Origin of the sequence: Corynebacterium amycolatum SK46 (assembly GCF_000173655.1) — a bacterium.
Classification (GTDB): domain Bacteria; phylum Actinomycetota; class Actinomycetes; order Mycobacteriales; family Mycobacteriaceae; genus Corynebacterium; species Corynebacterium amycolatum_A.
This window is the reverse complement of sequence record NZ_ABZU01000002.1, coordinates 177,408-201,980: the sequence shown is the minus strand read 5'-3', so window position 1 is coordinate 201,980 and position 24,573 is coordinate 177,408. Positions and strand designations below refer to the sequence as shown.

Below are 24,573 nucleotides of genomic sequence, written 5' to 3'. Positions count from 1 at the left end.
AGTTTTCCTTACAGCTCGTCCATGTCGATCTTGACGAAGTCATCGGGAATATCAGTAATAATTTCCGGTGAACCATTGGCGACGGACGTGCCAGAGCTGATGACAGACTGAGTTAGCGAAGACATGAACTCAGACAACATGGCACCGGTGTCTGCGCCCTGCGCTGCCTGGAATGCCCAGCCGTTCTTGCTGGCCATTTGTCCGATAATCTGCGCATCCGATTCACCGATTCCAAATGCCAAGATATTTGGGTGGTGTGGTGCGTTCTGAAGGTCACTCAGCGCCTCCTGCCAGAGATCATCGGACATGGGGTAGCCGTCGGTAAGCAGGAAGACTGCGGGGCGGTTGACGCGGTAACCTTCGGCCTTGAGCTGCGCTACGTCGTCTGGGATTTGGGCGTTGAGCAGGTCAAATGCAGTAGAGAAGTATGTTGCGAAGCGTGCGGAAAGCGTTGGCATCTGCTCGACATGGCGCAAGTCTGCGTTGCTGAGGTACAGGCGTGCCTCGTTGTCGAAGCCAATCACAGAGAAACGAACATTTGCGGCGGCAAAAGGTGCCATTCGAATCTCGTTGAGCAGGGATTGGAGGCCGGAGTTGAGCTCAGCGATATCGGGCCCCATTGAGCCAGATTCGTCAGCGACGAAATAAATCGGCAGGATATTTCCGCGGGGTTCCATGTTCATTCCGGTAGTCATGAGAAGTCCTTTCCGTAGTGGAGCGAGTGGCAGATAAGTAATGGAGGGAATTGGAGAGAAGGAAAGCCCCGCTTTTACTCGGAGGTTTTCTCGGAGTTTGAATTGGGCTTTAGCTTGTTCTTTGTCGACTGTGACGATTGCGATTCAGACTCCGACGTCGAAGTCGTCGACTGGCTTTGCTCTTGGTTTGTCTCCGAATCTTGCTGGTACGAGGAGTCTTGCTCGTAGGAGCCGCCATTTACGTCATCGCTCGACGGCTGCTCGTTCACGCCATAGCCTGTTTCGTCCGAATTCGATGAGGGCGAGTCTGTGGTTTCAGAGTCATCTTCTGCCGGGTTCTTACTGGTGCCTGTAGGAACTGGCGTAGACGAAGTCTGGGATGGCGTAGTGGGGTTCTGATCTTCATCGGCTGAGCCTGATAGTGAAGAAAAGATGTTGATGAGCAGCACCAACACGATCACGATGCCAATAAGCCATGCAATAAATACGGCAATGGTGCGAGCTTCCGGGTCTTGCGTTGGGCCTCGGCCACGCGGGGGTGTGAGGTTCGGGGACGTGCGAACCATGCGGTTGCCTCCTGAAATAGGGTCAGCGTTTTAAAGTGTCTGACCTATAGAGGAGGGAGAAGGCCAAAAAGTTCCCGGCTTCGTCAAAAAATTTCAGTTTAGAAAAATTTCGGGCCATGAGGATAGGCTTGCGAAGCTAAACATATGAGTGGTGTGCGCCGACGGAGCCAATGGAAGGCTGTGGGCGGCACATAGAGCTTAAAAAGACGACTGGAAACCGTCATTCGACGCCAGATTTAATCAGCGCGGGAGTAAAACTAGTTTTCTCATTCTAGTCGTTGAAGGCAATGCGGTCGATATTTCGTGCAAGCTGCGAAAGTGTAGGTAGTGCATCCGGGTAGAGTGGCCCATGTATTGGGGCAGATAGGATGAGGCAGTTTCCTTCGGCTGCTTTTGTTCTCTTTTCAAGTTTTTTGGATTTTGAATCGCAGCGGTAAAGGTTGATTGATGGATATTTAGAATGTTCGAACGTCAGACGAGAGTCTCCTTCAGAAAGTGGCTGGCTGTTGCCAGGGATATAAGAGAAGAACTCCCAATTTGGAAGATGCTCATATTTTAGACCGTCGGCATCGACAAGGTTGGATGAGGGGAGATTAAAATCGCTGTCGGGACTTGTTGTAATTAAACTAATTGGAATTGCGTCGTGCAGATCTGGAGGGAGAAAACTATTCTTGAGGATTTCTCCAGATTCGAACTTTAGCCAACAAGTGACGCTCTTCTTATCAGATTCGACGCGGTAAAGTGGAGTTTCTGTGGGTAAAGATAGTGGTTTCAGTATATCAATGGGAATACGTTCAAAGTTACCGACTAGGCCAATTTCTTCCTGCTGGACAATTGAGGTGCTAAGAATATATGAACGGCAGTCGAGTATATTTCCGTTACGAAATGTCGGTTGAGGAGTAGCAAGGGTATTTGCGAGAGCAGGTTCTTTGTTATTGAGATACTTCTTCTCTGCTTCTATAGACACGCCTAATGGGTGTGCGATTGCGTTAACAAAGTTCTTCAGGAACTTTATTGAAGTTTGTTCCTGGATAGGGGATACGTCTTCTTGGGGGAATCGTATGATGGCAGTCAAGCATCCCATTTGAGGATCTATAAGGCGGGCGGCGAACGCCATTGACAACGGGTCGCCGTAAGCCCGCTTAAATATTTGCCATTCTTGCCCGGGTAGAGGGGAAAATTCGTCCAGAATTGTTTTATCAGTTGACCGGATATTCGGGTCGTGTGGTGGGCATGAACGTAATGTGCTGATGCCAAATGAGCGGTAATCTAAAGGTAACTCAAGGGATCTAAGTGAATTTCTGTCGATGGTAGCATCTTCTCGTGTGCTGTGATCCAGTCCGGCGATATCTCCGGTTGAAATATGAGATACAAAGCAATAGGAGTTACCGTCAGGGTCTCTGGTCGGTTTAAATGCGTCTACCGACGATTCGTGAGAGATTATTCCAGGAATATTCTGCATAATCCGCAAGGGTGCGGAATCACGTAAAGTGGAGCAGTCGAACTTTCCGTTCCGGACGAGAAAAGGGAAACTATCTGAATGCGCGTCTCTAGCAGGATTAGCAGGGTCGAAGGAATTTTCCTCGTTAGACTTATTGGGTAGTGATGTATAAGTTACAACGACGACAATGATGCATATTATGGCGAAGGAAAAGACTGCCCTAAATCGATGAGGGGGATGGTATCCTTTGTTGTTTTTAACAAGTATTTTCAATGAAAAACTCTTAATTGCTACGAGGTAGTTTATTGGAAGGACTAAGGTCGCTGAAGCTGTAATTCCTCGTCAAGAGCAGCTGCGACATCTTGAAGAACATTTTTATCAATTATCTCTTCAGAAGCCGACTCGACGATAAGCCAGCCGAAGTCACGTACATAGACAAAAACCTGAGCAGGTTCGAGGTAGTCAATGTCGCCCTTTTCTTTTTCGTACCAATTCTCGATTCGGGAATCAGCAGAAGGATTGACAGTAGACACGTACATCGAGGTCCCGGCTGGGGTGAACGTCCGAATAGAAAGCGAACCGTCTGGTGTGCTGTCCTCGCCGCTGAATCGACATTCGGACGTGCCTGCAAAACCGGAAATATCAGGGGTCGCCTGCGGGAACCCCTTGATGCCGTCCAATTCATCTTTTACCGCGTCAACCATTGGTTCACAGGAGAAATAGCCATCTTTGAAAGCCGGCGCATCTGGCTTTAACTCAGTCGCTTTGAGATCGCCGATGGACACATTGGGATACGTGTGAAGCGCTGCAGAAGTATCGCTTTGCGACGGCTCGGCGGGAGGTGCGGCCTGCTCGGCGGATTCATCAGAACCATTACCGACAAAGTAGAACATGCCGGCGGCTATCACGAGGCCTGCCACCACTGCCCCAATGCGTGTGGCTGCCTTTTGCGAGAGTGCTCGTTTTTTGGGGCTGGCGTTGTCAGCGTTTCCAGCGGGCTGAGGCAGTGCGCTTCCACTGGCAGATTTGTTCGTCTGCGCAAGCAGAATTTTTCCGTATTCTGCCGCTCCTAGAGCTACCGCCGTAATGGGCTCTTCAATGGGCAGAACCTCCATCGACTGCTGCACAACCCGGGAGATAGCGGGGGTTCGAACCGTACCACCCACGAGCAGGCCGCTGAGCATTACTGGCGCTTCACCGAGCAAACTGGTCTTGTCAGTAATCAGGGAGCGAACCCGCTCAATGTCGTCCGCAATAGCCTCTTCGAACTCGTCACGGGTAATGAGAAGCTCTTCGCCGTCGACAGTGAAGCTGGCATCAGGGGATTCCGAGAGCGCCTCACGAACTTTCTTCGCCTGAGATTGGAACTCTAGCTGCCCCTCGGCTGAGTCAAGTTCCTCGGGCAGCTCCCCAAACTCATCGATAGTCCGGGCTTCCATGAGACCGATCATGGCGAGGTCGAAATTGTTTCCGCCGACTGTGTTCTCGCCGCCGTCGGCAAGCACTCGTGGTGATGCGGTATCCATATCTACGACCGCAACATCACAGGTGCCACCACCGACATCGAGGACGAAAAGCTTGCCCGTGCGGTGTCGTTGCGAGACAGAGTGAGCGGCAGCAATTGGCTCGGAGACCAACTCAATCGTGTCTTCGTCGAAGCCAGCGGACTTGGCCGCGTCAATAAGTACTGTGCGTGCCGACGAAGGCCACGCTGCAGGGTGAGTAAGGATGAGCTTCGTCGGGTAATCGGGGAGAGAAGAATCCCTATTTCCCAGATACATCAGTGCGGAACGACGGACCTTCTCGATGATTGTGGCGAAGAGTTCCACAGCGCGCTGGTTATCTGAGCCCACGAAGCGCTTCGGGGAGTGTGCGAAAGCACTCGGCGCATTGGCTGCGTGATCAATTGCCTGCTGACCGGTGTAAACCGTATTGCTAGTGAGGAACACCGCTGCAGGCATCCAGGATTTGGCATCATTGCCCGTGCCATAGCCGAGGGGGACGATACTTGCGGGGCCGCCATCGATGGCTGCTGCAGCGACAACGCTGGAATTACCGATATCGAGAGCGAGTAGCCAAGACATAAAGGACGTAACTTTCACATAAGTAGGACTGACAAACTGGGAAGGTGCAACACTTAGTTAGCGGCGAGCGTTATTAGTTTGCTGCGAGTAGCGGGTCAACGCGCTCAGCAAGCTGTATGAGATTCGAGATTGTGGCGTTGCTGAGGGAATTCGGGGTTAGCTTCGAATAAAACCTTTGCTCCTCGGCTAGGGCTTCGGGGTCAGGCCCGTTTTGGCGCACCTCTTCGGGGTCCTGTTCTTCCGGCGGATTGTCGAGGTAAAAGGTGGCGATATCAAAAGGCGTCAGATAGTTAGTGGGAATCGACATGATCAGGCAGGCAGATCTTTCGTTGTTTGCCCCCTCGGTACCGTTTTCGGCGTCTTTGCCGTCACTGGTGTCGTTCCCATTCGATTGGCAACGGTAGACATTCAGCGTTGGAGTCTCGGCTTTTTCCAGCTCTAGCGTTGGCTGAGGATTCTCCTCGCTGCCGGAAACCGATGCGCTTTCACCTGGAATGTAGACGAAGTAGTGCCAATCAGCCAGAGTATCGCCTGAATCGGGAGCAACATCCTTCAACGACATCGAGTTTGGTAGACGGAGCTTGCTGTTGGCGCTAGTTGTGGTGACAGTAACCGGGACAGAGCCATAGGTTTCAAATTCCACCGGCGAGAATGTGTTCATGCCCCCGAGATTGGAATTGAACCAGCAGGTAACACTCTGCTTGTCAGCAGCGACTTTGAACAGCGGAGTATCGCCTCCAGCTTCAGGGCTGGAATTGTAATCTCCGGGAATGCGATGGAAGTCGGAAACAAGACCAGTTTCGTGCTGATGGGTCAGAGAGGAATTGAGTACGTACTGACGGCAGTCGAGTCCATGGTTCGTTACGAAAGTTGACCGCTCGATTGCAAGATTCTGATTCTTAGAGGCCTGTTTCCCGGGGCCCTTAGCCGCCGCAATCGAGGTAGAAAGCGGTTCAGCGGCAGCATCGACAAACTTAGCCAGAAGATCGCGGGAAGACTTCATCTGGTCCGGTGAAATCGTGCCTTCCGGGAACAATACCTTGGCAGTTAGGCACCCAAGCTGCGGATCCGACAATCGTGCAGCGACGGCTGCAATGCCGGCCTCATCCGGGGCAAGGTTGAGAACTTCCCACTTCTGATCGGGTTGCGGCGTGAGCGACTCAGTCAGTTCGGAGCTTTGCTCGGTCTCTGGCGGAGCGCATGTAGAGCTGGACTCAATGACAAAGGACCGATAGTCCATCGGTAATTCGAGGTACAGCAACATGTCGTGGGTGCTGGTTGCGGCCTCGGTACTGGTGTCGTTAATTCCCCCGACATCACCCGTGGCTACGAATGTCATTGGGCAGACGGTCGTGCCATCATCTCGCCTTTCGACGGCTAGTTGACGTTGCCCCTGTGCCTTGCCCAGTGTGCCGGGAATTTGTTGGCGCACGCTAATCGGGATTGTTTCGTCCAAAGTCGTGCAGTCGAATTTTCCGTCGCGGACGAGGAAGCTTGTCGGCTTTGTGTCGACATCGGAAGCTGCGCCGGCAGAGGTATCGGCAGGGGCACCGGCTTCTGATTCTTTAGATTCTGAGCGCTGCCACCAGAAAATAGCTGTTGCTACGAGGGCGACAAGCACCACGGCAGCCGTAATAACCAGAGCCTTCTTCTTTGACGCTGACTCACTCGGTTTACTCGATTGCTGCTCTGTGGTGGTGCTGGTTTGCTGACTGTCAGGAGTGTTCATTACTTCTGTTCCTTGACATTCGTAGCGGGCTGATCAAGGGACTTCTCCAGAGCAGAAAGCAACCCAGCAACTGGTGAAATCTTTGCTAGTACTTTCTGCAAATCGGGCAGATTGCCCTGGTCACTGTAAGACCGAACAACAACGCAGCCCTTAGCTTCATCCTTGTGCAACAGATTCAGAGAAATCTCACCCTGATGCTTACCGTCCGAGGCGTACTGTGCTGGTCGTGGGTCAACGAAGTACGACCACTCCGGCAGCTTTTTCAATGCGACCCCGCTGTTCGCAGTGCAGACAGGATGTTCTGGGTCGGCCACGGTAATGATGTCTACCTCGTCGAAGTTGTGCGAGAAGCCGCATAGCTCAGTGCCGGGCATGAAGGACTCAACGTTTTCAGCGTCCTGGGGTGAGCTCATTCCAGCCTTAGCTCCTGGCAGCCTGGGGATTTCCAGGCCAATCTCTTTAGCCGCTTTCATCGTCGCAGTATCCATAAATGCCCGACAGCTGTAGTGGCCATCACGGTAGAAGGTGAGGGACGGCTTTTGAGAAGTGTTCGCGGTTTTCTTGGCGTCTGCAGTTTTGTTTGCAGCCTCTGCCTTCACACTGCGATCCAGAATGGGAGCAATCTTTTCGGCAACGTCCTTGGCTTTGTTCGCCGCCACGGCATCCGCTTCCGGAGTCGTGCCCGCCGCCACATGGATATCTCGCATAGCGGCTACGAGAAGAAAACCGCGCTCCTCGTCGCTGTAAAAAGAACCATAGCCCTGAATTTCCCCATTGTCGTTCTTGATGGGAATCTCGTGAACCCAGCCGAACGCATCGGGTTCTGCATCTTCCGGTTTTCCACCCCACGGAGTGGCTTTAGACATGATGAAGTAGGTGAACTGCACGCCGTCTTCTACCGAAACAGCACGTTCACAAATTATTCGTCCGTCTGCACCCGTTGAAACGGACTTATCAGTGAGTCGATTGAATCCCGGAATATACGCAATTCCCGACTCGACCAACTGCGTTAAAGATGCCTGGTCAAAAATAGTAGAACAGTCGAACTTTCCATCACGAATCATGAAGGCTGAATCAGCGATGGCTGGTGGTTCCACAACGGGAGAGGCCGGACCGCTCTCATCGACGTCGTTAGGCGTGACGTGCATAACTTGCATCACGACGACGGCCGCGACCATGCAGACAGCGAGAATTAATGAAGACTCGGCCAGTGTTCGCCGAGCAAAACGGCTACTCAGTTGAGATTTTGATGACTGTGCCATTTCGTGCTCTCGTACAAAATTCCTATTTCGTAGTTACGGAGTGCGGTAACTAAGATTTTCTCACTTTATTATGGCATTTACTCGCTGATAAATGTTTTTCAACCACTGCGGGAACTTTTTCCTTTCTGCGGACCTCTAATGGGGTGAAACACTATGCAGCGGGGTCTTGTGCCAATCCGCTGCCACTAGCTTTCGCCAGCAGTTTCAAAACGGACTGCGGTGTATATGGAGGAGGAAAGTTGCAGGACAACGAGCCGGTGCGCAGGCAGGGGCCGCGTCGTAAAGCAGGCTCTGAGGGGATTCCCGAAGAGCAAGAACGGACACCGCGTAATGAGGAAACCACGGCGCCAGCTGTGGACGCTGATGCGGCGAAACGCGATGCGCCGAGGAAGAAGACCGACGGTGCCGGTGGTGTGGCCAGTGCTGATTCGAAATCGTCGAACTCCAAGGTCGTTCTTGGTGCGTTTATTGTTCTTCCTCTTGTCGTAGCTCTTGCTGTGGCGATAGTAGCGGGGCTGAACAGGGATGACGGCAACGATGTGGTCGAGGCTGAGGACGCCACGATGAGTACTTCGTCGACCCCGACAGTCGAACCGATTGATTATGACGGTGCAGAAACTTCGGCAAGTCTCTATTGCGAATTCGCGCCGACGGAATATGAGGAAGATTGGGAGGATATTTATGACACGTGTATCCAGCTAGTCCTGGACGAGATCCGGGCCGATGAGGATACATTCCGCAGTGAAGCCGTATTTGGTGAGTCCGGTGAAATCGGTGACGAAGCAATCGAAGCCGTGCTCGGCGATCCCGAAGACTTCTTAAAAAACCACGGATACACAACCACAACGTCGACCACAACAACAACTAAGTCGTCGACCTATACGCCTAGCCCCACATACCAGGAGCCGGAACCGACCTATGAGGAGCCCTCAAACTCGGGCGGAAACGCAGACGCAGGGGTTGGCGGTGGCGGACGCCAGCTCGCGTGGCGAACCGTCGGCCCCTTCGGCGGGCTGCAAGGCTGTGAATATAGTGCCAGCCAACAGCCACTTTATGCCTCCGAGTGCTACGTAGGCTCGGACAATCTGTACTACTACGACTCTAAGGTGCAAGCCGGTTAACACATCCTGCCCATGACCAGTCGTTGTCCAGCTGCGCCATAATGGTGGCCATGAGCAATGGCACCCACAATCACCGCACTTGGAAAGAAATAATCGCCGCCGATCCGCAGCATTCCCGTCGCTACGCCAACCGGTGGCGGGGATTCGTGCGCGAGGGCCGTGATATCAATGGCGAGGCGCGGTTGGCGGATGCGATGGCGCCACGCCACGCTCGAATTCTAGATGCCGGTTGTGGTCAAGGACGCGTGGGCGGTTACTTGGCGAAGGCTGGACACCAGGTCGTTGGTGTCGACGTCGACCCCTATCTCATCGATGAGGCGAAGCGCCAGTTCCCGGACGCGATGTGGTTGGTAGGGGACTTGGCGCAATTGTCCCACGTGCTTGACGACGGCCTTGAGAACACGCCCCACGATGACACGGCATCCGCTTTCGACGTCATCATTTGCCCTGGCAACGTACTGACTTTCGTAGCGCCAGAAGACCGCACGAAGGTACTGCAGGCCTTCGCAGCGGCACTGAACCCGGAGGGCGGTCGTGCCATCATCGGCTTCGGTGCCGGCCGCGGCTGGGACTTTGCAGATTTTGAAACCACTGCGCAGGAGGCGGAGCTCACAGTGATTCAGCGTTATTCGACGTGGGATCTTCGTCCGTTTGAGGATGAGTCTCAGTTCCTGGTCGCTGTGCTTGAACGGGGGTAGGGCGCTGTGATCGTCGTAAAGCGGTTGCGATTCCGTGCCGGCCTGTCGTTATTCTTTTATGCGAATAACTGCAATTAACGGCACGCAGGGAAAGGCTTCGGCGGTGACGCTATACGAAACGCTGGATACGGCTGGCGACAAGAAACAGGAACTGCTGACGCAGGACTACGGGCGTTTTGCGGTTCGAGCGGTCCTGGCGGGCATGTATCTGACGTTGGGAACGGCCTTTGCAGCGGTAGCTGGCCAAGTTGCAGAGGGTATCGCGCCGGGGACCGGGGGACTGGTTTTTGCGTGCCTGTTCGGGCTTGGGCTGTTCGCCATTGTGGTGCTCGGTGCAGAGCTGGCGACCGGCAGCATGATGTTTGTGTCCTGGTCCGCCGCGCGCGGTCGCATGTCGTGGGGAGTGGCCCTTCGGATGGTGGCCGTCGCCACGTTCTACAACTTCATCGGTGCCGCGATTGTGGCGCTGGTGCTCAGTCAGAGCGCCAAGCTCGGTGGGATTGATGACACACATCTGATTTCCACCTTGACCGAGGGGAAGCTGGCCAAGCCGTTCTTCGGTGCTTTCGTAGAGGCAATGGGCGCCAACTTTGTGGTCAATATGGCTGTGGTGGGTGCGCTGAAGGCCAAGGAAATCATTTCAAAGTTCGTTGTGATTCTGCCGATCATTGCGGTGTTCGTTGGGCTCGGGCTTGAGCACGTGATTGCGAACTTCTCTCTGTTTTCCCTGGCCTTTTTCGCAGACCCGCAGCCCGTGGGCTTCGACGGACTGCACATTACAGGCAACTGGGTGGCAGTGTGGTTGGGCAACTTCGTAGGCGGTGGCCTGGGAATCGGCGCGGTCTACGCCTGGTTGAACCAGACGAAGACTAGCTATGTTGATTAGCTTTTGACCTTTGCCGGAGCCTATCCGACGACCTTTCTCAAGGGCTATCCGACAGCCTGCCCGAAGAGCAGACCGACAAGGTAGGACACAATTAAGCCGAGCGCGCCACCGATGACCAGACGCAGCGCAGCCTTGCCGGAGTGAGTGGAGCTGAGCTTAGCGCTGATGTAGCCGGTCAGAGCCAGAGTCACGATGGTGACCACGGTGACTGCGATTGCGCCGGAGGTGGGGCCGGTGAACACCAGCGCCGCAATCATCGGCAGGATGGCGCCGAGTAGGAACGACAGTGCCGAAGAACCAGCAGCCGCCCAGGGGTTGGTAAGTTCCTCGCCGTCAATGCCCAATTCCAGCTTTAGGTGAGCTGCCAGCGGATCATTTTGCGCGATGCCGTGGGCAGCATCTTCGGCGATATGTTTTGGGATGCCGTAGCCAGAGAGAATCCCCACGAGCTCATTATGCTCTTCATCTGGAAAGTCCTTGAGCTCGGCCTTTTCTTTGGCAATCAGTGCTCGCTCAGTATCGCGCTGGGTTGAAACCGAGACGTATTCACCCAGAGCCATCGAGATAGCACCAGCGATAACGGCGGCGGCACCAGCAGTCAGAATGGCCTCGCGAGAGGAACCTGCTGCAATCACGCTGAGCAAGATCAGAGCAGTGGAGACGATACCGTCGTTGGCTCCGAGGACACCAGCGCGAAGCCAGTTGAGTTTCGAAGTTTCGGAGGCCTTATGTGGTTCATGTGGATGTGCGTGTGTCATGACAGGACCTTTCTCCTTGCCAGCCCCCATGCCTACGGGTGGTACGAGGCCTCACCATCGATTTAATGCCGTTTAGAGCACATTTTCAACCACTGAAGTGAAACGGGGAGCGCTCTCGCGTGCGCAGTTTTTATGCCAGTCGGTGCGGTCGACTGCGGAGGCTGTCGCGCGTCAATGTCAACACCGCAATCAGCGCGATCAATGCGCACGTTAACATCGAAATAGCCATCGATAAGGGCAGATTGGAGCCAAGCCCCACCAGGGGAGCAACCGTGGCGGCGGCGAGGAACTGTGCGAAACCCATGAGGCCGGAACCTGAGCCAATCCCGATATCGCGGACCTCCTCAATTCCGAGTGCCGTTGCATTGGCGAAAATCAGCGGCATCATCGGCACGGTAATAAACAGCAGTAGCCAGGTAGTAAAGAAGGTAATCCCGACGAGGGCATTAATAATCAGGCCTATCGACGTCACGAGCATAACCGTAAGGCCAATCAAAATGCTCTTGTGGGGATGAAACCGGTTAATCATCTTGCCGTTAAGGATTGACACAAATGTCAACATGGCCGCATTGGATGCGAACACCAGGGAGAATTGAGTGGGGGTCAGCCCCAGTAGCTCCTGGAAAATAAAGGGTGACGCAGCGATATAGGAGAACATCACTGCGAAGCCGCCAGCGAAAGCCAACATGTAGCCGACAAATACGGGCCGTCGCAACAAGCGCCCAATATTAGGCAGGAGATTGCGGAGTGCGCCGGTCGAACGTTTCTCCGGAGGCAGGGTTTCTGGGACCATAAGAACCACAATCGCGACCATTGCGACGTTGATGGCTGCGAGAAACCAGAAGACGCTTCGCCAACCGAAGGCGGGTCCTAGAAAGCCACCCACAAGGGGAGCGACTGCCGGGGCGATGGAGGAAATGCCCATAAGTGTGGAGAAAGCCTTCGCAGATGCCTTGCCGGTCAAGAGATCGGGAACCACAGAACGAGCCAGGACAATAGTGGAGCCGCCAGCTAAGCCCTGGAACAGTCGCATTGCGATAAGAGTGCCAATATTCGGTGCTACTGCACAGAGGATTGACGAGCCCAAGAACACCAACGTCGCAATGAGAAGCAGCTTCTTGCGGCCCAAGCTATCGGAGAGCGCACCAATGACGAGCTGCCCAGTAGCCATGCCAACCATGAAAGTTGTCAGCGTGAGCTGAACCATCGACTCGGTTGTGGAGAACTCGCTGGCAATGTCCACGAAGGAGGCCAGATAAGTATCGGCGCCGAACGGGCCGGCGGCAGACAAAAGGGCTAAGCCGGCAAGAAGCGATAGCGGCAGTGTCTGAACTGGCGGTGGCTGAGCGCTCTCGGAATGTTGATTTGTCACTGTTTTAGTATAGGTTCGCTGCGGAAGGTATAAAGCAAGCTGGAGGCATGAAACCGGGGATTTTGTTGTCCCGCTCGAACGTGCCATAATACACAGGTTGCGCGAAGTGACTGCGCGCTATCTCGATGACGTATGTGCATCGATAGCGTGAGGTCAAAGCGGCAAGGGAGATACCTCTAGCAGGAGCTTTCGTCGTAAAGCGTAAACACAAGACATAAAGACCGCGTGCGTTTAGGACGGAAATCTGACGCACAATGCAACCAGGTCAGGAGAAACGCAGTGATTCAGCAGGAATCCCGTCTGCGCGTTGCCGACAACACTGGTGCACGTGAAATCCAGTGCATCCGCGTTCTCGGCGGCTCGACCCGACGCTTCGCTGGCATTGGCGACACCATCGTCGCAACTGTCAAGGAAGCTGCTCCGGGCGGCAACGTCAAGGCAGGCGAAATCGTTAAGGCAGTTATCGTCCGCACGAAGAAGGAGACCCGTCGTCCGGACGGTTCCTACATCTCGTTCGACGAGAATGCAGCTGTCATCATCAAGGCCGACGGCGAGCCAAAGGGCACCCGTATTTTCGGCCCGGTCGCGCGTGAGCTGCGTGACAAGAAGTTCATGAAGATTGTCTCGCTCGCACCGGAGGTGATTTAAGTGAAGATCCGTAAGGGCGATACCGTGCTGGTTATCTCCGGTCCGGACAAGGGTGCTCAGGGCAAGGTCATCGAGGCCTACCCGAAGCGCGACAAGGTCCTGGTCGAGGGTGTTAACCGTATCAAGAAGCACGTTGCAAACTCCGCTGCGGAGCGCGGCGCATCCTCGGGTGGCATTGTCACTCAGGAAGCTCCGATTCACGTGTCGAACGTCATGCTGGTCGACGAAGATGGTACCCCGACTCGCGTCGGCTACCGCTTCGATGAGGACGGCAAGAAGGTTCGCATCTCCCGCCGTACCGGGAAGGACATCTAAGCATGAGCGAAAATTACACCCCTCGTCTGAAGGCCCGCTACCGCGATGAGATTCGCGGCAAGATGCAGGAAGAGTTCTCCTACGAGAACGTCATGCAGATTCCGGGCGTCACCAAGGTCGTCGTCAACATGGGCGTCGGCGCTGCTGCTCAGGACAAGAAGCAGATTAACGGTGCCATCAACGACCTGACTCTGATCACCGGTCAGAAGCCGGAGACCCGTCGTGCTCGCAAGTCAATCGCTAACTTCAAGCTTCGTGAAGGCGACGCCATCGGCGCTCGCGTCACCCTGCGTGGCGATCGTATGTGGGAGTTCCTGGACCGCCTGCTGACCGTGGCTCTGCCACGAATCCGCGACTTCCGCGGCCTGTCTGATCAGCAGTTCGATGGTCACGGTAACTACACCTTCGGCCTGTCCGAGCAGACCATGTTCTACGAGATCGACGTTGACAAGATTGACCGCCCGCGCGGTATGGACATCACCGTCGTGACCACCGCTACCAACAACGAGGAAGGCCGCGCACTGCTGCGCGAGCTGGGCTTCCCGTTCAAGAAGTAGTTTTGCCTCTTCGGTAGCTTCTGTCTGAAGCCCCGGATGCCGCTTGGCCTCCGGGGCTTTTTGCTGCTCTGTTAACTGCTTATGTTCGTGGGGAGTGAGGTCACCGTGCGGGGCGTGCGTAAAAGTTACCAGTGTTGCCGGTGTGAAAGTTGACCCTTTTTGGGGGTTGAAAATTAGTAAAGCCACAAACTTTCTCAGTTGAAAGTTAGGCGTTCGTGATGATTTCGTTGTAAACTGCCATTCGTCATAGTGACGGCCGCCAAAATGCATTGTGGTCGTTATCAATTTGGGCAAGACTTAAGTGACTTCAGCTTCTGTGTGGTTGAGCCAGTGGTTCTACGCAGAGCGGTCCTTAAGTTAAAACGCAAAGGGATTAACTACATGAAGAACTTCTCCGTGGCCGTCCGCTCGGCTGCTATTGCAACTGTTGCGGCTCTGGGCCTGAGCTTGGGCGCAGGTGCTGCCAACGCACAGCCGGCACTGCCGGAAATGCCGAACATTCCGATTCCGGGTATCGGCGACACCGGCCCGAAGGGCGTCAAGCAGATCGTCACCTTCGGTGACTCCTTCACCGCTAATGCCGGTAAGGGTGGCCCGCGTGGCCTGGCGCCGGGGCAGAACGTGCTGGTCGCTAACTGTGCCACCGACATGGAAAACTGGCCGAAGATTGCAGCGTCGAAGCTGAACAAGTCCTTGGGTGACTGGTCCTGTAACGGTCTTGGTGGCTTCCCGGGTCAGCTCCTCGCATACCTGGAAGCTTCCATCCAGTACGGCGACATCGGCGAGGGCACTGAGAAGGTTGTCCTGATGTACGGCGGCATGGACTGGGTCCAGTGGGTTGACGTGGCAGGCGAGCTGGTCGCAAAGCCGGACCCCAAGGCTCCTTCTGCGTTCAAGCAGACGCTGCGTCAGTTCACTGACCGCGTCCACCAGGTTGCTCCGGGTGCTCAGGTCGTCCTGGCTTCGTACCCTGAGTACGCTACCAATGACCAGCTGTGCCTGGTGAACGCCCCGAACCAGACCTTCCCGATCCCGGCACCGGGTGCCAGCGAGATTCAGGGGGCATTCCGCGACAGCATTCGCTCCGCGTCTCAGCACGTAGGTGCCGGCTTCATCGACGTCTACGAGGCAACCCTCGGCCACGGTACCTGCAACCCAAACCCGGATGAGCGCTTCGTCGCCGGTTTCGCAGATCCGGTGATGGGCCCGATGACCAATCACCCGACGGTGGCTGGCGAAAAGGCTATGGGTAACATCATCGCCGACCAGCTCTACTAATTTTCTCCAGCCGGCACCATGTCGGCTAGGAATTGAGTTCCACTGCTAATTGGTAGGGCTTCACGCCGCGAGCGGACTAACGTCCGTCCGTGGCGTTTTTGCATTTCGGCCGGTATTTGTTAGTATCACCAGGTCTGCCCTCTATAAGAGGTGCGGCAGTAAAAATGTAAGAACTTTGCTGTAGGCCCCTCGCCTCGCATCGTCTCTGGCGTCACCTGGGTGGCGAGCTGACTCGGCTATTGAACCGAGTTGGCGAACAGTAGCCCTTAAATCGCCGGAATCACGATATTGGTAATCGCTCCATCTTAAGCTTTTGCCGTGTGACAGTTGCTGTTTGCGCGTTCATTGGAGTTAGCCACGAGGTGGGAAGGAACCGCAGCGAGAAAGGAAGCGGTCACTAACCATGACCATGACTGACCCAATCGCCGACATGCTGTCGCGCGTGCGCAACGCTAACAACGCGTACCACGACTCTGTCTCGATGCCGTCGTCCAAGCTGAAGGCTAACATCGCCGAGATCCTCAAGTCTGAGGGTTACATTGCGGACTACGCAGTCGAGGATGCCAAGGTCGGCAAGACCCTGACCCTGAACCTGAAGTACGGCCCGTCCCGCGAGCGTTCGATCGCTGGCGTGCGTCGCGTCTCCAAGCCGGGTCTGCGTGTTTACGCAAAGTCCACTAACCTGCCGAAGGTCCTCGGTGGCCTGGGCGTGGCTATCATCTCCACGTCTCAGGGCCTGCTGACTGACCGCCAGGCTTACGAGAAGAAGGTTGGCGGGGAAGTCCTCGCTTACGTCTGGTAAAGGGGGAACTACACAATGTCTCGTATTGGTAAGAACCCTGTCGTTGTCCCGGCAAACGTTACTGCCCAGGTCAACGGCCAGGACGTTTCCGTCAAGGGCCCGAAGGGCGAGCTGTCTGTCTCTATCCCGGCTCCAATTACCGTTGAGCTGAAGGACAATGAGATTGTGGTCAACCGCCCGGATGACCACCGCAAGAGCCGCTCCCTGCACGGCCTGTCCCGTTCGCTGATTAACAATATGGTTGTCGGTGTGACCGAGGGCTACACCATCAAGATGGAAATCTTCGGTGTCGGTTACCGTGTCGCCAAGAAGGGCAAGGACCTCGAGTTCTCCCTGGGCTACTCGCACCCAGTCCTGATCGAAGCACCGGAAGGTATCACCTTCGATGTCGACGGCACCACCAAGCTGTCGATCACAGGTATTGATAAGCAGCAGGTCGGACAGCTCGCAGCTAACATCCGTCGTCTGCGTAAGGATGATCCTTACAAGGGCAAGGGCATTCGTTACGATGGCGAGCAGATCCGTCGCAAGATCGGAAAGACGGGTAAGTAATGAGCAACACCAACGAAAAGCGCCTCCCGGTAGGCAAGGACATCTCGACTCGTCGTCGTGTCGCCCGCGCCCGCCGTCACGCACGCTTGCGCAAGAACGTCCGCGGCACCTCCGAGGCACCGCGCCTCGTCGTGCACCGCTCTTCCCGCCACATCACCGCTCAGGTTATCGACGACTCCATCGGTCGTACCCTGGCCGCTGCTTCCACTCTGGACGCAGATCTCCGTGGCTTCGAGGGCGACAAGAAGGCAAAGAGCGCCAAGGTCGGCGAGTTGATTGCTGCTCGCGCTAAGGATGCTGGCATCGAGAAGGTCGTTTTCGACCGCGGTGGCTACCAGTACCACGGCCGCGTTGCTGCTCTGGCCGAGGCTGCTCGTGAAGGTGGTCTGAAGTTCTAATGCGCACTTACAAGTCCAACGGAAGGAATGCGTGATGTCGGAACGCGATAAGCGCGAAGGCGGACGTAACTCCGCTGACAACAAGAACAACAACCGTCGTGGTGGCCGCGGTAACGACCGTCGCCAGCAGGACGAGCGTTCGCAGTACATCGAGCGCGTAGTAACTATCAACCGAGTTTCCAAGGTCGTCAAGGGTGGTCGTCGCTTCAGCTTCACCGCTCTGGTCATCGTCGGTGACGGCGAGGGCATGGTCGGCGTCGGCTACGGCAAGGCCAAGGAAGTACCGGCAGCTATCCAGAAGGGTGCTGAAGAGGCTCGTAAGAACTTCTTCCGCGTCCCGATGATTGCTGGCACCATCACCCACCCGGTTCAGGGTGAGACCGCTGCTGGCATCGTGCTGCTGCGCCCGGCTGCTCCGGGTACCGGTCTGATTGCCGGCGGCGCTGTCCGCCCGGTTCTCGAGTGCGCCGGTGTTCAGGATGTTCTGTCCAAGTCGCTGGGTACCAACAACTCCATCAACGTTGTTCACGCAACCGTTGATGCTCTCAAGCAGCTGGTTCGCCCTGAAGAGGTCGCCGCACGTCGTGGCAAGTCCCTCGAAGAGGTCACCCCAGCACGTATGCTGCGCGCACGCGCAGGTCAGGGAGCGTGATTTCCATGGCACTGAAGATTACCCAGGTCCGTGGTACCGCTGGTACCAAGCAGAACCAGAAGGATTCGCTGCGCACCCTCGGCCTGAAGCGCATCAACGATTCCGCCGTTCGCCCGGATACTCCGGCTGTGCGCGGTCTCGTGAACGTTGTGCGTCACCTGGTCGAGGTTGAAGAAGTAGCGGGGGAGTAGGTAAACCATGAGCGAACCAATTAAGCTCCACGACTTGGCCCCGGCTCCGGGAGCTAAGAAGAAGAAGACTCGCGTCGGCCGTGGTGAGGCTTCCAAGGGTAAGACCGCTGGTCGCGGCACCAAGGGCACCAAGGCCCGCAAGCAGGTTTCGGCAGCATTCGAGGGTGGCCAGATGCCACTTCACATGCGTCTGCCGAAGTTGAAGGGCTTCAAGAACCCGGCGAAGGTCACCTTCCAGGTGGTCAACGTTTCGGATCTGGAGCGTCTGTTCCCGAACGGTGGCGACATCACCATCGCCGACCTGGTTGCAAAGGGCGCTGTCCGCGCTAACCAGCCGGTGAAGGTCCTCGGCGACGGCGACATCAATGTCTCCGTCAACGTCACCGCAACCAAGTTCTCGGGCTCCGCAAAGTCCAAGATCGAGGCTGCAGGCGGCTCTGTCACTGAGGCCTAAAGCAATCAAGCTTTAACAAGAGAGCTCTTAACCCATGTGGTTAGGAGCTCTCGTTGTATTAAGAGGGGAAGGGGAGAGGGCAGCGCGAACCGCTGGCTTACAGCAGGCCGGTATTGCGCAGAGCCAGCTCCAGTTGGTCGATGTCAGCGTCCGTATGGAGCGCGGTAATGGTCAATCGCAACATTGCCTCACCACGGGGGACCGTCGGATAGCGAATTGCAGGTATGAACACGCCTAGCTCCGCTAACTGTGCTGAGATGTCCATCGCTTCGGTCTCGTCCCCGACGGGCAGCGGGATGATTGCAGATGCGGGGTCTGACTGCGCGCCAACCAGGGAGAGGACGCGCGCAATATTACGTTGCAATCGCTTGACGACGTCCCCAACCTCCAACTGCTTCAACGCTGCGCGGATAGCTGCGACGGAACCGGGATTCATGGACGTTGAGTACACGAAGCTACGAGCTTGATTGCGTAGCAGTTCGCCAACTGGTGCCGAGCAGAGAACGTATCCTCCTTCGACACCGAGAGCCTTGCTCGCGGTGCCGACCACAATGTCTGGGCGGATGTCCAGGTGCGCTGCAGTGCCACGACCTTGTTCTCCGATAACGCCGACGCCGTGGGCGTCGTCAAGCATCAGCCATGCGTTGCGACGGCGACAGGTGCGCTCGAGTGCCGGGCCGTCGATGACCTCGCCTGACATAGAGAACACGGAGTCGGAGATGACAAGTTTGTGGCGGGCGCTCGATGTTGCGAGGAGACGGTCGAGCGTCTGATAGTCAGCGTGCGGAAAGACCGTGACTTTAGCCCGGGCATTGCGGCATCCGTCGATGATCGAGGCGTGGTTGGCGGCGTCGGAGAAGATTTCAACGTCGGCGGTGGCGATGGCAGCGATGGTCGAATGGTTTGCTTGGTAGCCAGTCGCAAAGAGAACGGCATCGTCGAAACCGAAGAACTGCGCGAGTTCACTTTCAAGTGCGCTGTGGATGCTAGTGCCGGTGGTCAGGCGAGAGCCGCCGGACCCGGTGCCGAAATGTCCAATTGCCGCGGTGGCAGCTGAGACGAGTTCAGGGTGCGTGGACAGGCCGAGGTAGTCCGAAGAAGAAAACAATAGATAGTCGGCTCCGTCGATTCGGCTGTGCGGTAGTTGTGCGGTTTCGAAAGTGCGCAGTGTGCGGGTAAGTCCTGCACCGGCCCAGGCCGTGTTTCTTTGGGCGGCGATTGCCGAAAGGTCGCTGCTGAGGCCGGTAGTGTCCGTCGAGGAACTGGCGTCAGGTGGGAGCTCGATATAGACCGGCGTGTTCTCCAGGTAATCGATTAGCTCGGGGATATCGGTGTCGGGTTCAACGATGAAAATGCGAGTACCAAGAGTGCTGCCGTGGTCCTTGATATTGGGGATACGGTGGAAGAATCCGTCCAGTGCGAGATAGCCACGCGTGTAAAAGGGGTCATCGGAGAGGCAGATTTCTGCGACGATGCCCGGGGCGCTGTGAACCTTGGATGCGAGGATGAGCGCCTCGTGAAAATGGTCCTTGGCGCAGTCCTTGCTGGGGTGTGAGATGGCATCAAAAGTGGAAACCCGTACACCGCGGGCTGGGTTTGGGTCGAGCCGCTCACCGGAGGAGCTATCGATAAGAGCGGCACCGCGAAGACCCGTGAGTGAATAGGCCATCTCGGCGGCGATATCGGCGGCCTGTATACCTGCAGCGTGTAGGCGTTGAGCAATGAGCTTGCGGGCGTCCCCAGGGCTGGAGTTCGACTCTAGAAAGGGGGTTAACGCCGGCACGGTGCTGATGGTCGACTCTTCGATCTTGTCCACAGTGATGTGAATTGTGTCGGGACGGCCCTTGTCGTGGTGAAGTGCACGGCTAGTCATAGCAGAAGCCAGCTGAGGTAGTTCGGTGGCCGGTGCAAGACGCTCAGCACCAGAGATATGGCAGTAATCGGCGCTGGAGCGCATGCGAATGCTGTAGGTACTCACAGAGCAAAACTTTAACACTGTTCAAGTTTTGTTTGAGAAAGTTGGGTGGAGCACATGAAGGGGCGTGGGCTCAGAGGGGATGAGCGCTGGAATCGTCGTCAAGCGAAAAGAGGTGATTGGCGGGGCGCTGTACTAACGGTGATATAGAGGCGTATTGCGACGATATGGAGAAACGCTGGTAGACTCACTACGTCAAATACTGTCAATTAAAGGTTTGAGGAATACGTCATCCGCGTTGCTTAACTAAAACGGAAGACTACTGGCGGATAAGCGGGTAGGTCTTTCGGCAAAAGCGTGGGAGAAGCGGATTTCTTGACCTCGGGAGGATGCACGTGGCTTCCGGTCTCATTGCGGCGTTGCGCGATCCCGATTTGCGTAAGAAGATCTTCTTCACTCTGACGATGATCATTCTGTACCGAATCGGCTCGCAGATTCCAACCCCTGGTATCGACTACCAGTTGGTCAACGCGCAGCTCGAGCAGATTTCGAAAGATCAGTCCAGCGTTTACTCGCTGATCAACCTGTTCTCAGGTGGCGCTCTGCTGCAGATGGCGATTTTCGGCATCGGCATTATGCCGTACATTACGGCCTCGATTATCGTCCAGCTGCTCACGGTGGTGATTCCACACTTCGAGCAGTTGAAGAAGGAAGGGCAGTCGGGTCAGACAAAGATGACCCAGTACACCCGCTACCTCACAGTGGCGTTGGCGTTGCTGCAGTCTGCGGGCATTGTGGCCATGGCAGACCGTGGCGCCCTGCTGGGCGGCTCGCAGTCGCTGCTGGTTAAGGATGCGGGTGTCTTTGACCTCGTGGTGATGGTCGTTGTGATGACCGCCGGTGCGGTGCTGGTCATGTGGATGGGTGAGCTCATTACTGACCGAGGTGTCGGCAACGGTATGTCGCTGCTGATTTTCGCTGGTATCGCCGCTGGTATGCCGGCGCAGGGAGCGAACATTCTGCGCTCCACTACCGGTGTTGTGTTCGCCACCGTGATTGTTGCGGTGCTGATTCTCATCATCGGCGTTATTTTCATCGAGCAGGGGCAGCGCCGTATTCCGGTGCAGTACGCGAAGCGCATGGTTGGTCGTCGCCAGTACGGCGGATCTTCCACCTACCTGCCGCTGAAGGTGAACCAGGCCGGTGTTATCCCGGTCATCTTCGCGTCCTCGCTGATTTACGTGCCGGTTCTAATCACCCAGATTGTTCAGTCCGGTCAGTCGAATCCGAACATGGACAACTGGTGGCAGCGCAATGTCATTCAGTACCTGCTGGCGCCGTCCAGTTGGCAGTACATTCTGCTGTTCTTCCTGATGATCATCTTCTTCTCCTTCTTCTACACCTCCGTGCAGTACGACCCGCACGAGCAGGCGGAGAACATGAAGAAGTACGGCGGATTCATTCCGGGCTTCCGTCCGGGGCGTCCGACTGCTGAATACCTGTCCTACGTCCTGATTCGCCTGCTGACTGTCGGCTCGCTGTACCTGGCGCTGATTGCTGTTCTGCCAAATGTCGCTCTTGATATGGGGCTTGGCGACGCGAACGCCGGTACAGGCGGTATGTTTGGAGGTACAGCCCTGCTGATTCTGGTCAGTGTTGCGCTGACGACGGTCAAGCAGGTTGAAAGCCAAATGATGCAACGTAACTACGAAGGGTTCTTGAAGTAATGCGACTCGTACTTGTAGGTCCTCCCGGTGCAGGCAAGGGCACTCAGGCAGCTATCCTGTCGGAAAAGCTTGGTGTCCCACACATCTCCACCGGTGACCTGTTTCGCGCAAACATCGGTGAAGGCACTCCGCTCGGCATTGAGGCGAAGTCCTACATCGACGCCGGCAACCTTGTTCCGGACGACGTGACTGTGCGTATGGTCGAGTCCCGTCTGAACGAGGACGACGCTGCCAAGGGGTTCCTGTTGGATGGCTTCCCGCGCACTGTTGGTCAGGCAGAAGAGCTGAAGCGTCTGCTGTCCAACCTCGGTACTGAGCTGGATGCGGTCGTACAGTTCGACGTTTCTGAGGATGTCGTAGTCGAGCGCATGCTGGCTCGTGGTCGCGCAGACGACACTGAAGAGGTCATCCGCAACCGTATGCATGTGTACACCAATGAGACCGCTCCTTTGCTGGATTACTACTCGGAAAAGATCATCAAGATTGCCGCTGAGGGATCCGTTGAGGAGATTAACGAGCGCACGATGGCCGAGCTGGAGAAGCTGAACTAAGCTCCTGGCGTGCCGGTAATTGGTGCTCTGGCATCTTTCCGTTGGTCGGGCCGATGGGTTTGACCAGTAGTAGATGGTTATTGAAGCCGTCCTTTCGAACCGTTGAGGTTTGGAAGGGCGGCTTTCGTGTTGAGTGGGCTCGGGAAGGGGGGCTAGTTGGCTTGAATGGTGTGGAGCTAAAAGGGAAAAGAAATACGAAGAATAGTATTGACGTACTCGAATGGGTGTGCGATATTTGTATGTAGTAGGGGATAGTTAGGGAAGTAAAAGCGAAAGCGATTACTAGGGGATTCGAGGGGAGGGGAATGATGCGACCTAATCAACCGCAAGGTCAGGAGCCGTCAAAGGGGCTGAATCAAGCACTGTCGGTGTCGCAGATATTAGACTTGATAACTCAATTCGAAGCTCTGTCTCGGTTAGTTGTGGATTGCTTCGGTGATTTATCACCAGTTCATATGCGAGACGCCTATGCATTGATTGAGAGGGCTCGGAAGCGCCTAGCCATAGTTGACGCGGAGTACTTGGCGGCGCTTGCGCCGGAGATACCTTCATCGAATCACCGGAAAGTTGCCTGGCTGGCGGAAGAGTCTCATATTTCCCGTGCGGAGGCTCGTCAGCGAATTAGTTGTTTAGGGCGGCTCCGGAAGGAAGCGGAGCCTTTTTCGTCGAAAAGCGATGATGAAAGAATGCCTGCTCTGCGGGACAAGGTATCCGAAGGGGTCGTAGGGGCGGATGCGGTTCAAAAGATTGATAAAGCTGTCAAAGATCTCCCGAAGTCAGAACATGCGCGGGTGGCGCAGGCCTTGGATGAGCATGCCAGTGAGGTTGTGACACAGGTGCGTGTCGACGACTTGGGTGCGCTGTCACATCGACTGCGGGCGATGTTGGGATTGGATGACCCATATACGGATGAGGACAGACAGCGGCTGCGGGGAGTGAAGGTCGGACCACAACGAGCCGACGGTATGAGTCGGTTGACGGGGCTGATTACGCCGCACTTCGCGGCGATGCTGAAGAGGTTGCAGGCTGACTACGGACGGCCGGGTGGACTCTTGGAGGAAGGCGCTAAGGATGAGCGCGCTCCAGAGCAGCGGTTTCATGATGCACTTGAGGCTGCGGTCGATGCCGGTTTTGGGATAGGCGCGACCTTAAAGCCGGTGCGGGGCACCACGTCGGTTGTCACTGTCGCCCATATTTCGGATATCGCGAAAATAGCGGGCGTAAAGCTGCAGGGCACGGATGGTTGGAAGCTGCCGGGGGCGGGGAAAGCAATCAGCGATGGTGGCGTGCGAATGTCAATCGCTGAGGCGATAGAGAAGGTTGCGGCCGGAAATTCGTTCTTGCAGGTTTTGGGAGACAAGGGGCAGAGTCTGTTTCTTGGCCGATCGCAGAGACTAGGGACGATGGCCCAGTACCTTGCGCTGTGCGGCGAGGAAGGCGGATCTTCCGCACCGGGCAAAGCTACGCCTCCGGCTATGTGCGATATGCATCATATTGAATCCTGGGCGAGGGGCGGGGGAACGGACATTTCAAATCTGACATTTGTTGACCCCGGTACGCATCGAAAGATTGATGACAATCGGTCGAATGACAAATCCTGGTGGACGTTGCGGCCGGATGAGTGTGAAGGGGAGCCTGTCGAGTCGGAACGGGTGGTGTGGATTGAGCCAGGAAAAGACCGAAAGACAAATGATTCATCGGAAGAGAAAAACAGGAACTCGAATCAAGATTCAAACGCTTTTGATAACCCAGGACGTTGGTTGCGGCGAATACTTCGGCAAAAAGGGGTGAAGCGTAACCAAGGCGATAAGGATGACGCTGACCCCGGCGGTGCAGGCGGGTGCGGTGCGGACGTGGATGACGAAGGGGGCGGGAGATAACGGGGCGCAGGGGTAACGCTGGCGGGAGGTGAAGACTCTTT

General features: G+C 55.8%; 25 protein-coding genes and 1 pseudogene. 16 read left to right on the top strand and 10 right to left on the bottom strand.

The window, feature by feature from the left end; genetic code table 11:
* Nucleotides 1-8: 8 nt before the first annotated feature.
* The 6 genes from CORAM0001_RS02790 to CORAM0001_RS02770 form a co-directional block, all read right to left on the bottom strand.
* Complete coding sequence (locus CORAM0001_RS02790; RefSeq protein ID WP_005509760.1) at nt 9-695, bottom strand: vWA domain-containing protein; 687 nt, start codon at nt 693-695, stop codon at nt 9-11.
* Between the two features lie 74 nt (nt 696-769).
* A complete protein-coding gene (locus tag CORAM0001_RS02785; RefSeq protein WP_005510067.1) occupies nt 770-1,261 on the bottom strand; it encodes a hypothetical protein in 492 nt (163 codons plus the stop codon).
* A gap of 271 nt (nt 1,262-1,532) precedes the next feature.
* Nucleotides 1,533-2,723, bottom strand: coding sequence for a hypothetical protein (locus CORAM0001_RS11255; RefSeq protein WP_141762899.1), 1,191 nt, complete (start codon nt 2,721-2,723; stop codon nt 1,533-1,535).
* 293 nt (nt 2,724-3,016) lie between these two features.
* Entirely contained in the window at nt 3,017-4,786 is a 1,770-nt protein-coding gene (locus tag CORAM0001_RS02780; protein WP_005509767.1) for an Hsp70 family protein, read from the bottom strand.
* A gap of 73 nt (nt 4,787-4,859) precedes the next feature.
* Entirely contained in the window at nt 4,860-6,515 is a 1,656-nt protein-coding gene (locus tag CORAM0001_RS02775; protein ID WP_005509976.1) for a hypothetical protein, read from the bottom strand.
* Nucleotides 6,515-7,777 carry a hypothetical protein gene (locus CORAM0001_RS02770; protein WP_157752516.1) on the bottom strand — a complete coding sequence of 421 codons (1,263 nt, stop codon included), beginning with the start codon at nt 7,775-7,777 and terminating at the stop codon, nt 6,515-6,517. Before CORAM0001_RS02770 ends, CORAM0001_RS02775 begins: the two co-directional genes overlap by 1 nt.
* A 239-nt stretch (nt 7,778-8,016) precedes the next feature.
* Here CORAM0001_RS02770 and CORAM0001_RS02765 point away from each other — a divergent pair, with 239 nt between their 5' ends.
* From CORAM0001_RS02765 to CORAM0001_RS02755, 3 genes are all read left to right on the top strand, one after another.
* Nucleotides 8,017-8,898 (top strand): hypothetical protein, encoded by an 882-nt coding sequence (locus tag CORAM0001_RS02765; protein WP_005509824.1) that lies wholly within the window; start codon nt 8,017-8,019, stop codon nt 8,896-8,898.
* Between the two features lie 41 nt (nt 8,899-8,939).
* Nucleotides 8,940-9,596: a class I SAM-dependent methyltransferase gene (locus tag CORAM0001_RS02760; RefSeq protein WP_005509867.1), complete on the top strand. Its 657-nt coding sequence runs from the start codon at nt 8,940-8,942 to the stop codon at nt 9,594-9,596.
* Nucleotides 9,597-9,699: 103 nt separating this feature from the next.
* On the top strand, nt 9,700-10,482 hold the full coding sequence (locus CORAM0001_RS02755) for a formate/nitrite transporter family protein (RefSeq protein ID WP_005509922.1): 783 nt from the start codon (nt 9,700-9,702) through the stop codon (nt 10,480-10,482).
* A gap of 44 nt (nt 10,483-10,526) precedes the next feature.
* Here the strand turns inward: CORAM0001_RS02755 and CORAM0001_RS02750 are convergent, their stop codons facing one another.
* The gene (locus CORAM0001_RS02750) at nt 10,527-11,240 is read right to left on the bottom strand and encodes a VIT1/CCC1 transporter family protein (protein ID WP_005510039.1); all 714 of its coding nucleotides are present in this window, start codon (nt 11,238-11,240) and stop codon (nt 10,527-10,529) included.
* Between the two features lie 130 nt (nt 11,241-11,370).
* Nucleotides 11,371-12,612, bottom strand: a complete 1,242-nt coding sequence (locus CORAM0001_RS02745; RefSeq protein WP_100066770.1) for a multidrug effflux MFS transporter — start codon at nt 12,610-12,612, stop codon at nt 11,371-11,373.
* Nucleotides 12,613-12,891: 279 nt separating this feature from the next.
* Here CORAM0001_RS02745 and rplN point away from each other — a divergent pair, with 279 nt between their 5' ends.
* From rplN to rplO, 10 genes are all read left to right on the top strand, one after another.
* Entirely contained in the window at nt 12,892-13,260 is a 369-nt protein-coding gene (rplN, locus tag CORAM0001_RS02740) for a 50S ribosomal protein L14 (protein WP_005510044.1), read from the top strand.
* A complete protein-coding gene (gene rplX / locus CORAM0001_RS02735) occupies nt 13,261-13,575 on the top strand; it encodes a 50S ribosomal protein L24 (RefSeq protein WP_005509963.1) in 315 nt (104 codons plus the stop codon). It begins immediately after the preceding gene.
* A gap of 2 nt (nt 13,576-13,577) precedes the next feature.
* Nucleotides 13,578-14,132, top strand: coding sequence for a 50S ribosomal protein L5 (gene rplE / locus CORAM0001_RS02730; protein WP_005509901.1), 555 nt, complete (start codon nt 13,578-13,580; stop codon nt 14,130-14,132).
* Nucleotides 14,133-14,513: 381 nt separating this feature from the next.
* On the top strand, nt 14,514-15,410 hold the full coding sequence (locus tag CORAM0001_RS02725) for a GDSL-type esterase/lipase family protein (protein ID WP_005510051.1): 897 nt from the start codon (nt 14,514-14,516) through the stop codon (nt 15,408-15,410).
* 403 nt (nt 15,411-15,813) lie between these two features.
* Nucleotides 15,814-16,212, top strand: a complete 399-nt coding sequence (gene rpsH, locus CORAM0001_RS02720) for a 30S ribosomal protein S8 (protein WP_005509822.1) — start codon at nt 15,814-15,816, stop codon at nt 16,210-16,212.
* A gap of 15 nt (nt 16,213-16,227) precedes the next feature.
* A complete protein-coding gene (rplF, locus tag CORAM0001_RS02715; RefSeq protein ID WP_005509895.1) occupies nt 16,228-16,764 on the top strand; it encodes a 50S ribosomal protein L6 in 537 nt (178 codons plus the stop codon).
* A complete protein-coding gene (gene rplR, locus CORAM0001_RS02710) occupies nt 16,764-17,162 on the top strand; it encodes a 50S ribosomal protein L18 (RefSeq protein WP_005510009.1) in 399 nt (132 codons plus the stop codon). The genes rplF and rplR overlap by 1 nt, the downstream gene beginning before the upstream one ends.
* 34 nt (nt 17,163-17,196) lie before the next feature.
* Nucleotides 17,197-17,814 carry a 30S ribosomal protein S5 gene (gene rpsE / locus CORAM0001_RS02705; RefSeq protein ID WP_005510059.1) on the top strand — a complete coding sequence of 206 codons (618 nt, stop codon included), beginning with the start codon at nt 17,197-17,199 and terminating at the stop codon, nt 17,812-17,814.
* Nucleotides 17,815-17,819: 5 nt separating this feature from the next.
* Nucleotides 17,820-18,005 carry a 50S ribosomal protein L30 gene (gene rpmD / locus CORAM0001_RS02700; protein ID WP_005509843.1) on the top strand — a complete coding sequence of 62 codons (186 nt, stop codon included), beginning with the start codon at nt 17,820-17,822 and terminating at the stop codon, nt 18,003-18,005.
* Nucleotides 18,006-18,012: 7 nt separating this feature from the next.
* On the top strand, nt 18,013-18,459 hold the full coding sequence (gene rplO, locus CORAM0001_RS02695) for a 50S ribosomal protein L15 (RefSeq protein ID WP_005509936.1): 447 nt from the start codon (nt 18,013-18,015) through the stop codon (nt 18,457-18,459).
* A 97-nt stretch (nt 18,460-18,556) separates the two neighbouring features.
* On the opposite strand, the gene CORAM0001_RS11655 is transcribed toward rplO, so the two are convergent.
* Complete coding sequence (locus tag CORAM0001_RS11655; protein ID WP_425265856.1) at nt 18,557-19,744, bottom strand: aminotransferase class I/II-fold pyridoxal phosphate-dependent enzyme; 1,188 nt, start codon at nt 19,742-19,744, stop codon at nt 18,557-18,559.
* Between the two features lie 9 nt (nt 19,745-19,753).
* Nucleotides 19,754-20,416: pseudogene (locus CORAM0001_RS11650) on the bottom strand (6-carboxyhexanoate--CoA ligase); the annotation flags it as partial.
* 353 nt (nt 20,417-20,769) lie between these two features.
* On the opposite strand from CORAM0001_RS11650, the gene secY reads away from it, so the two are divergent.
* From secY to CORAM0001_RS02675, 3 genes are all read left to right on the top strand, one after another.
* On the top strand, nt 20,770-22,101 hold the full coding sequence (gene secY, locus CORAM0001_RS02685; protein WP_005509912.1) for a preprotein translocase subunit SecY: 1,332 nt from the start codon (nt 20,770-20,772) through the stop codon (nt 22,099-22,101).
* The gene (locus tag CORAM0001_RS02680; protein ID WP_005509947.1) at nt 22,101-22,652 is read left to right on the top strand and encodes an adenylate kinase; all 552 of its coding nucleotides are present in this window, start codon (nt 22,101-22,103) and stop codon (nt 22,650-22,652) included. Before secY ends, CORAM0001_RS02680 begins: the two co-directional genes overlap by 1 nt.
* Nucleotides 22,653-23,107: 455 nt before the next feature.
* Nucleotides 23,108-24,532 (top strand): HNH endonuclease signature motif containing protein, encoded by a 1,425-nt coding sequence (locus CORAM0001_RS02675; RefSeq protein ID WP_244261975.1) that lies wholly within the window; start codon nt 23,108-23,110, stop codon nt 24,530-24,532.
* The last annotated feature ends 41 nt before the right edge of the window (nt 24,533-24,573 follow it).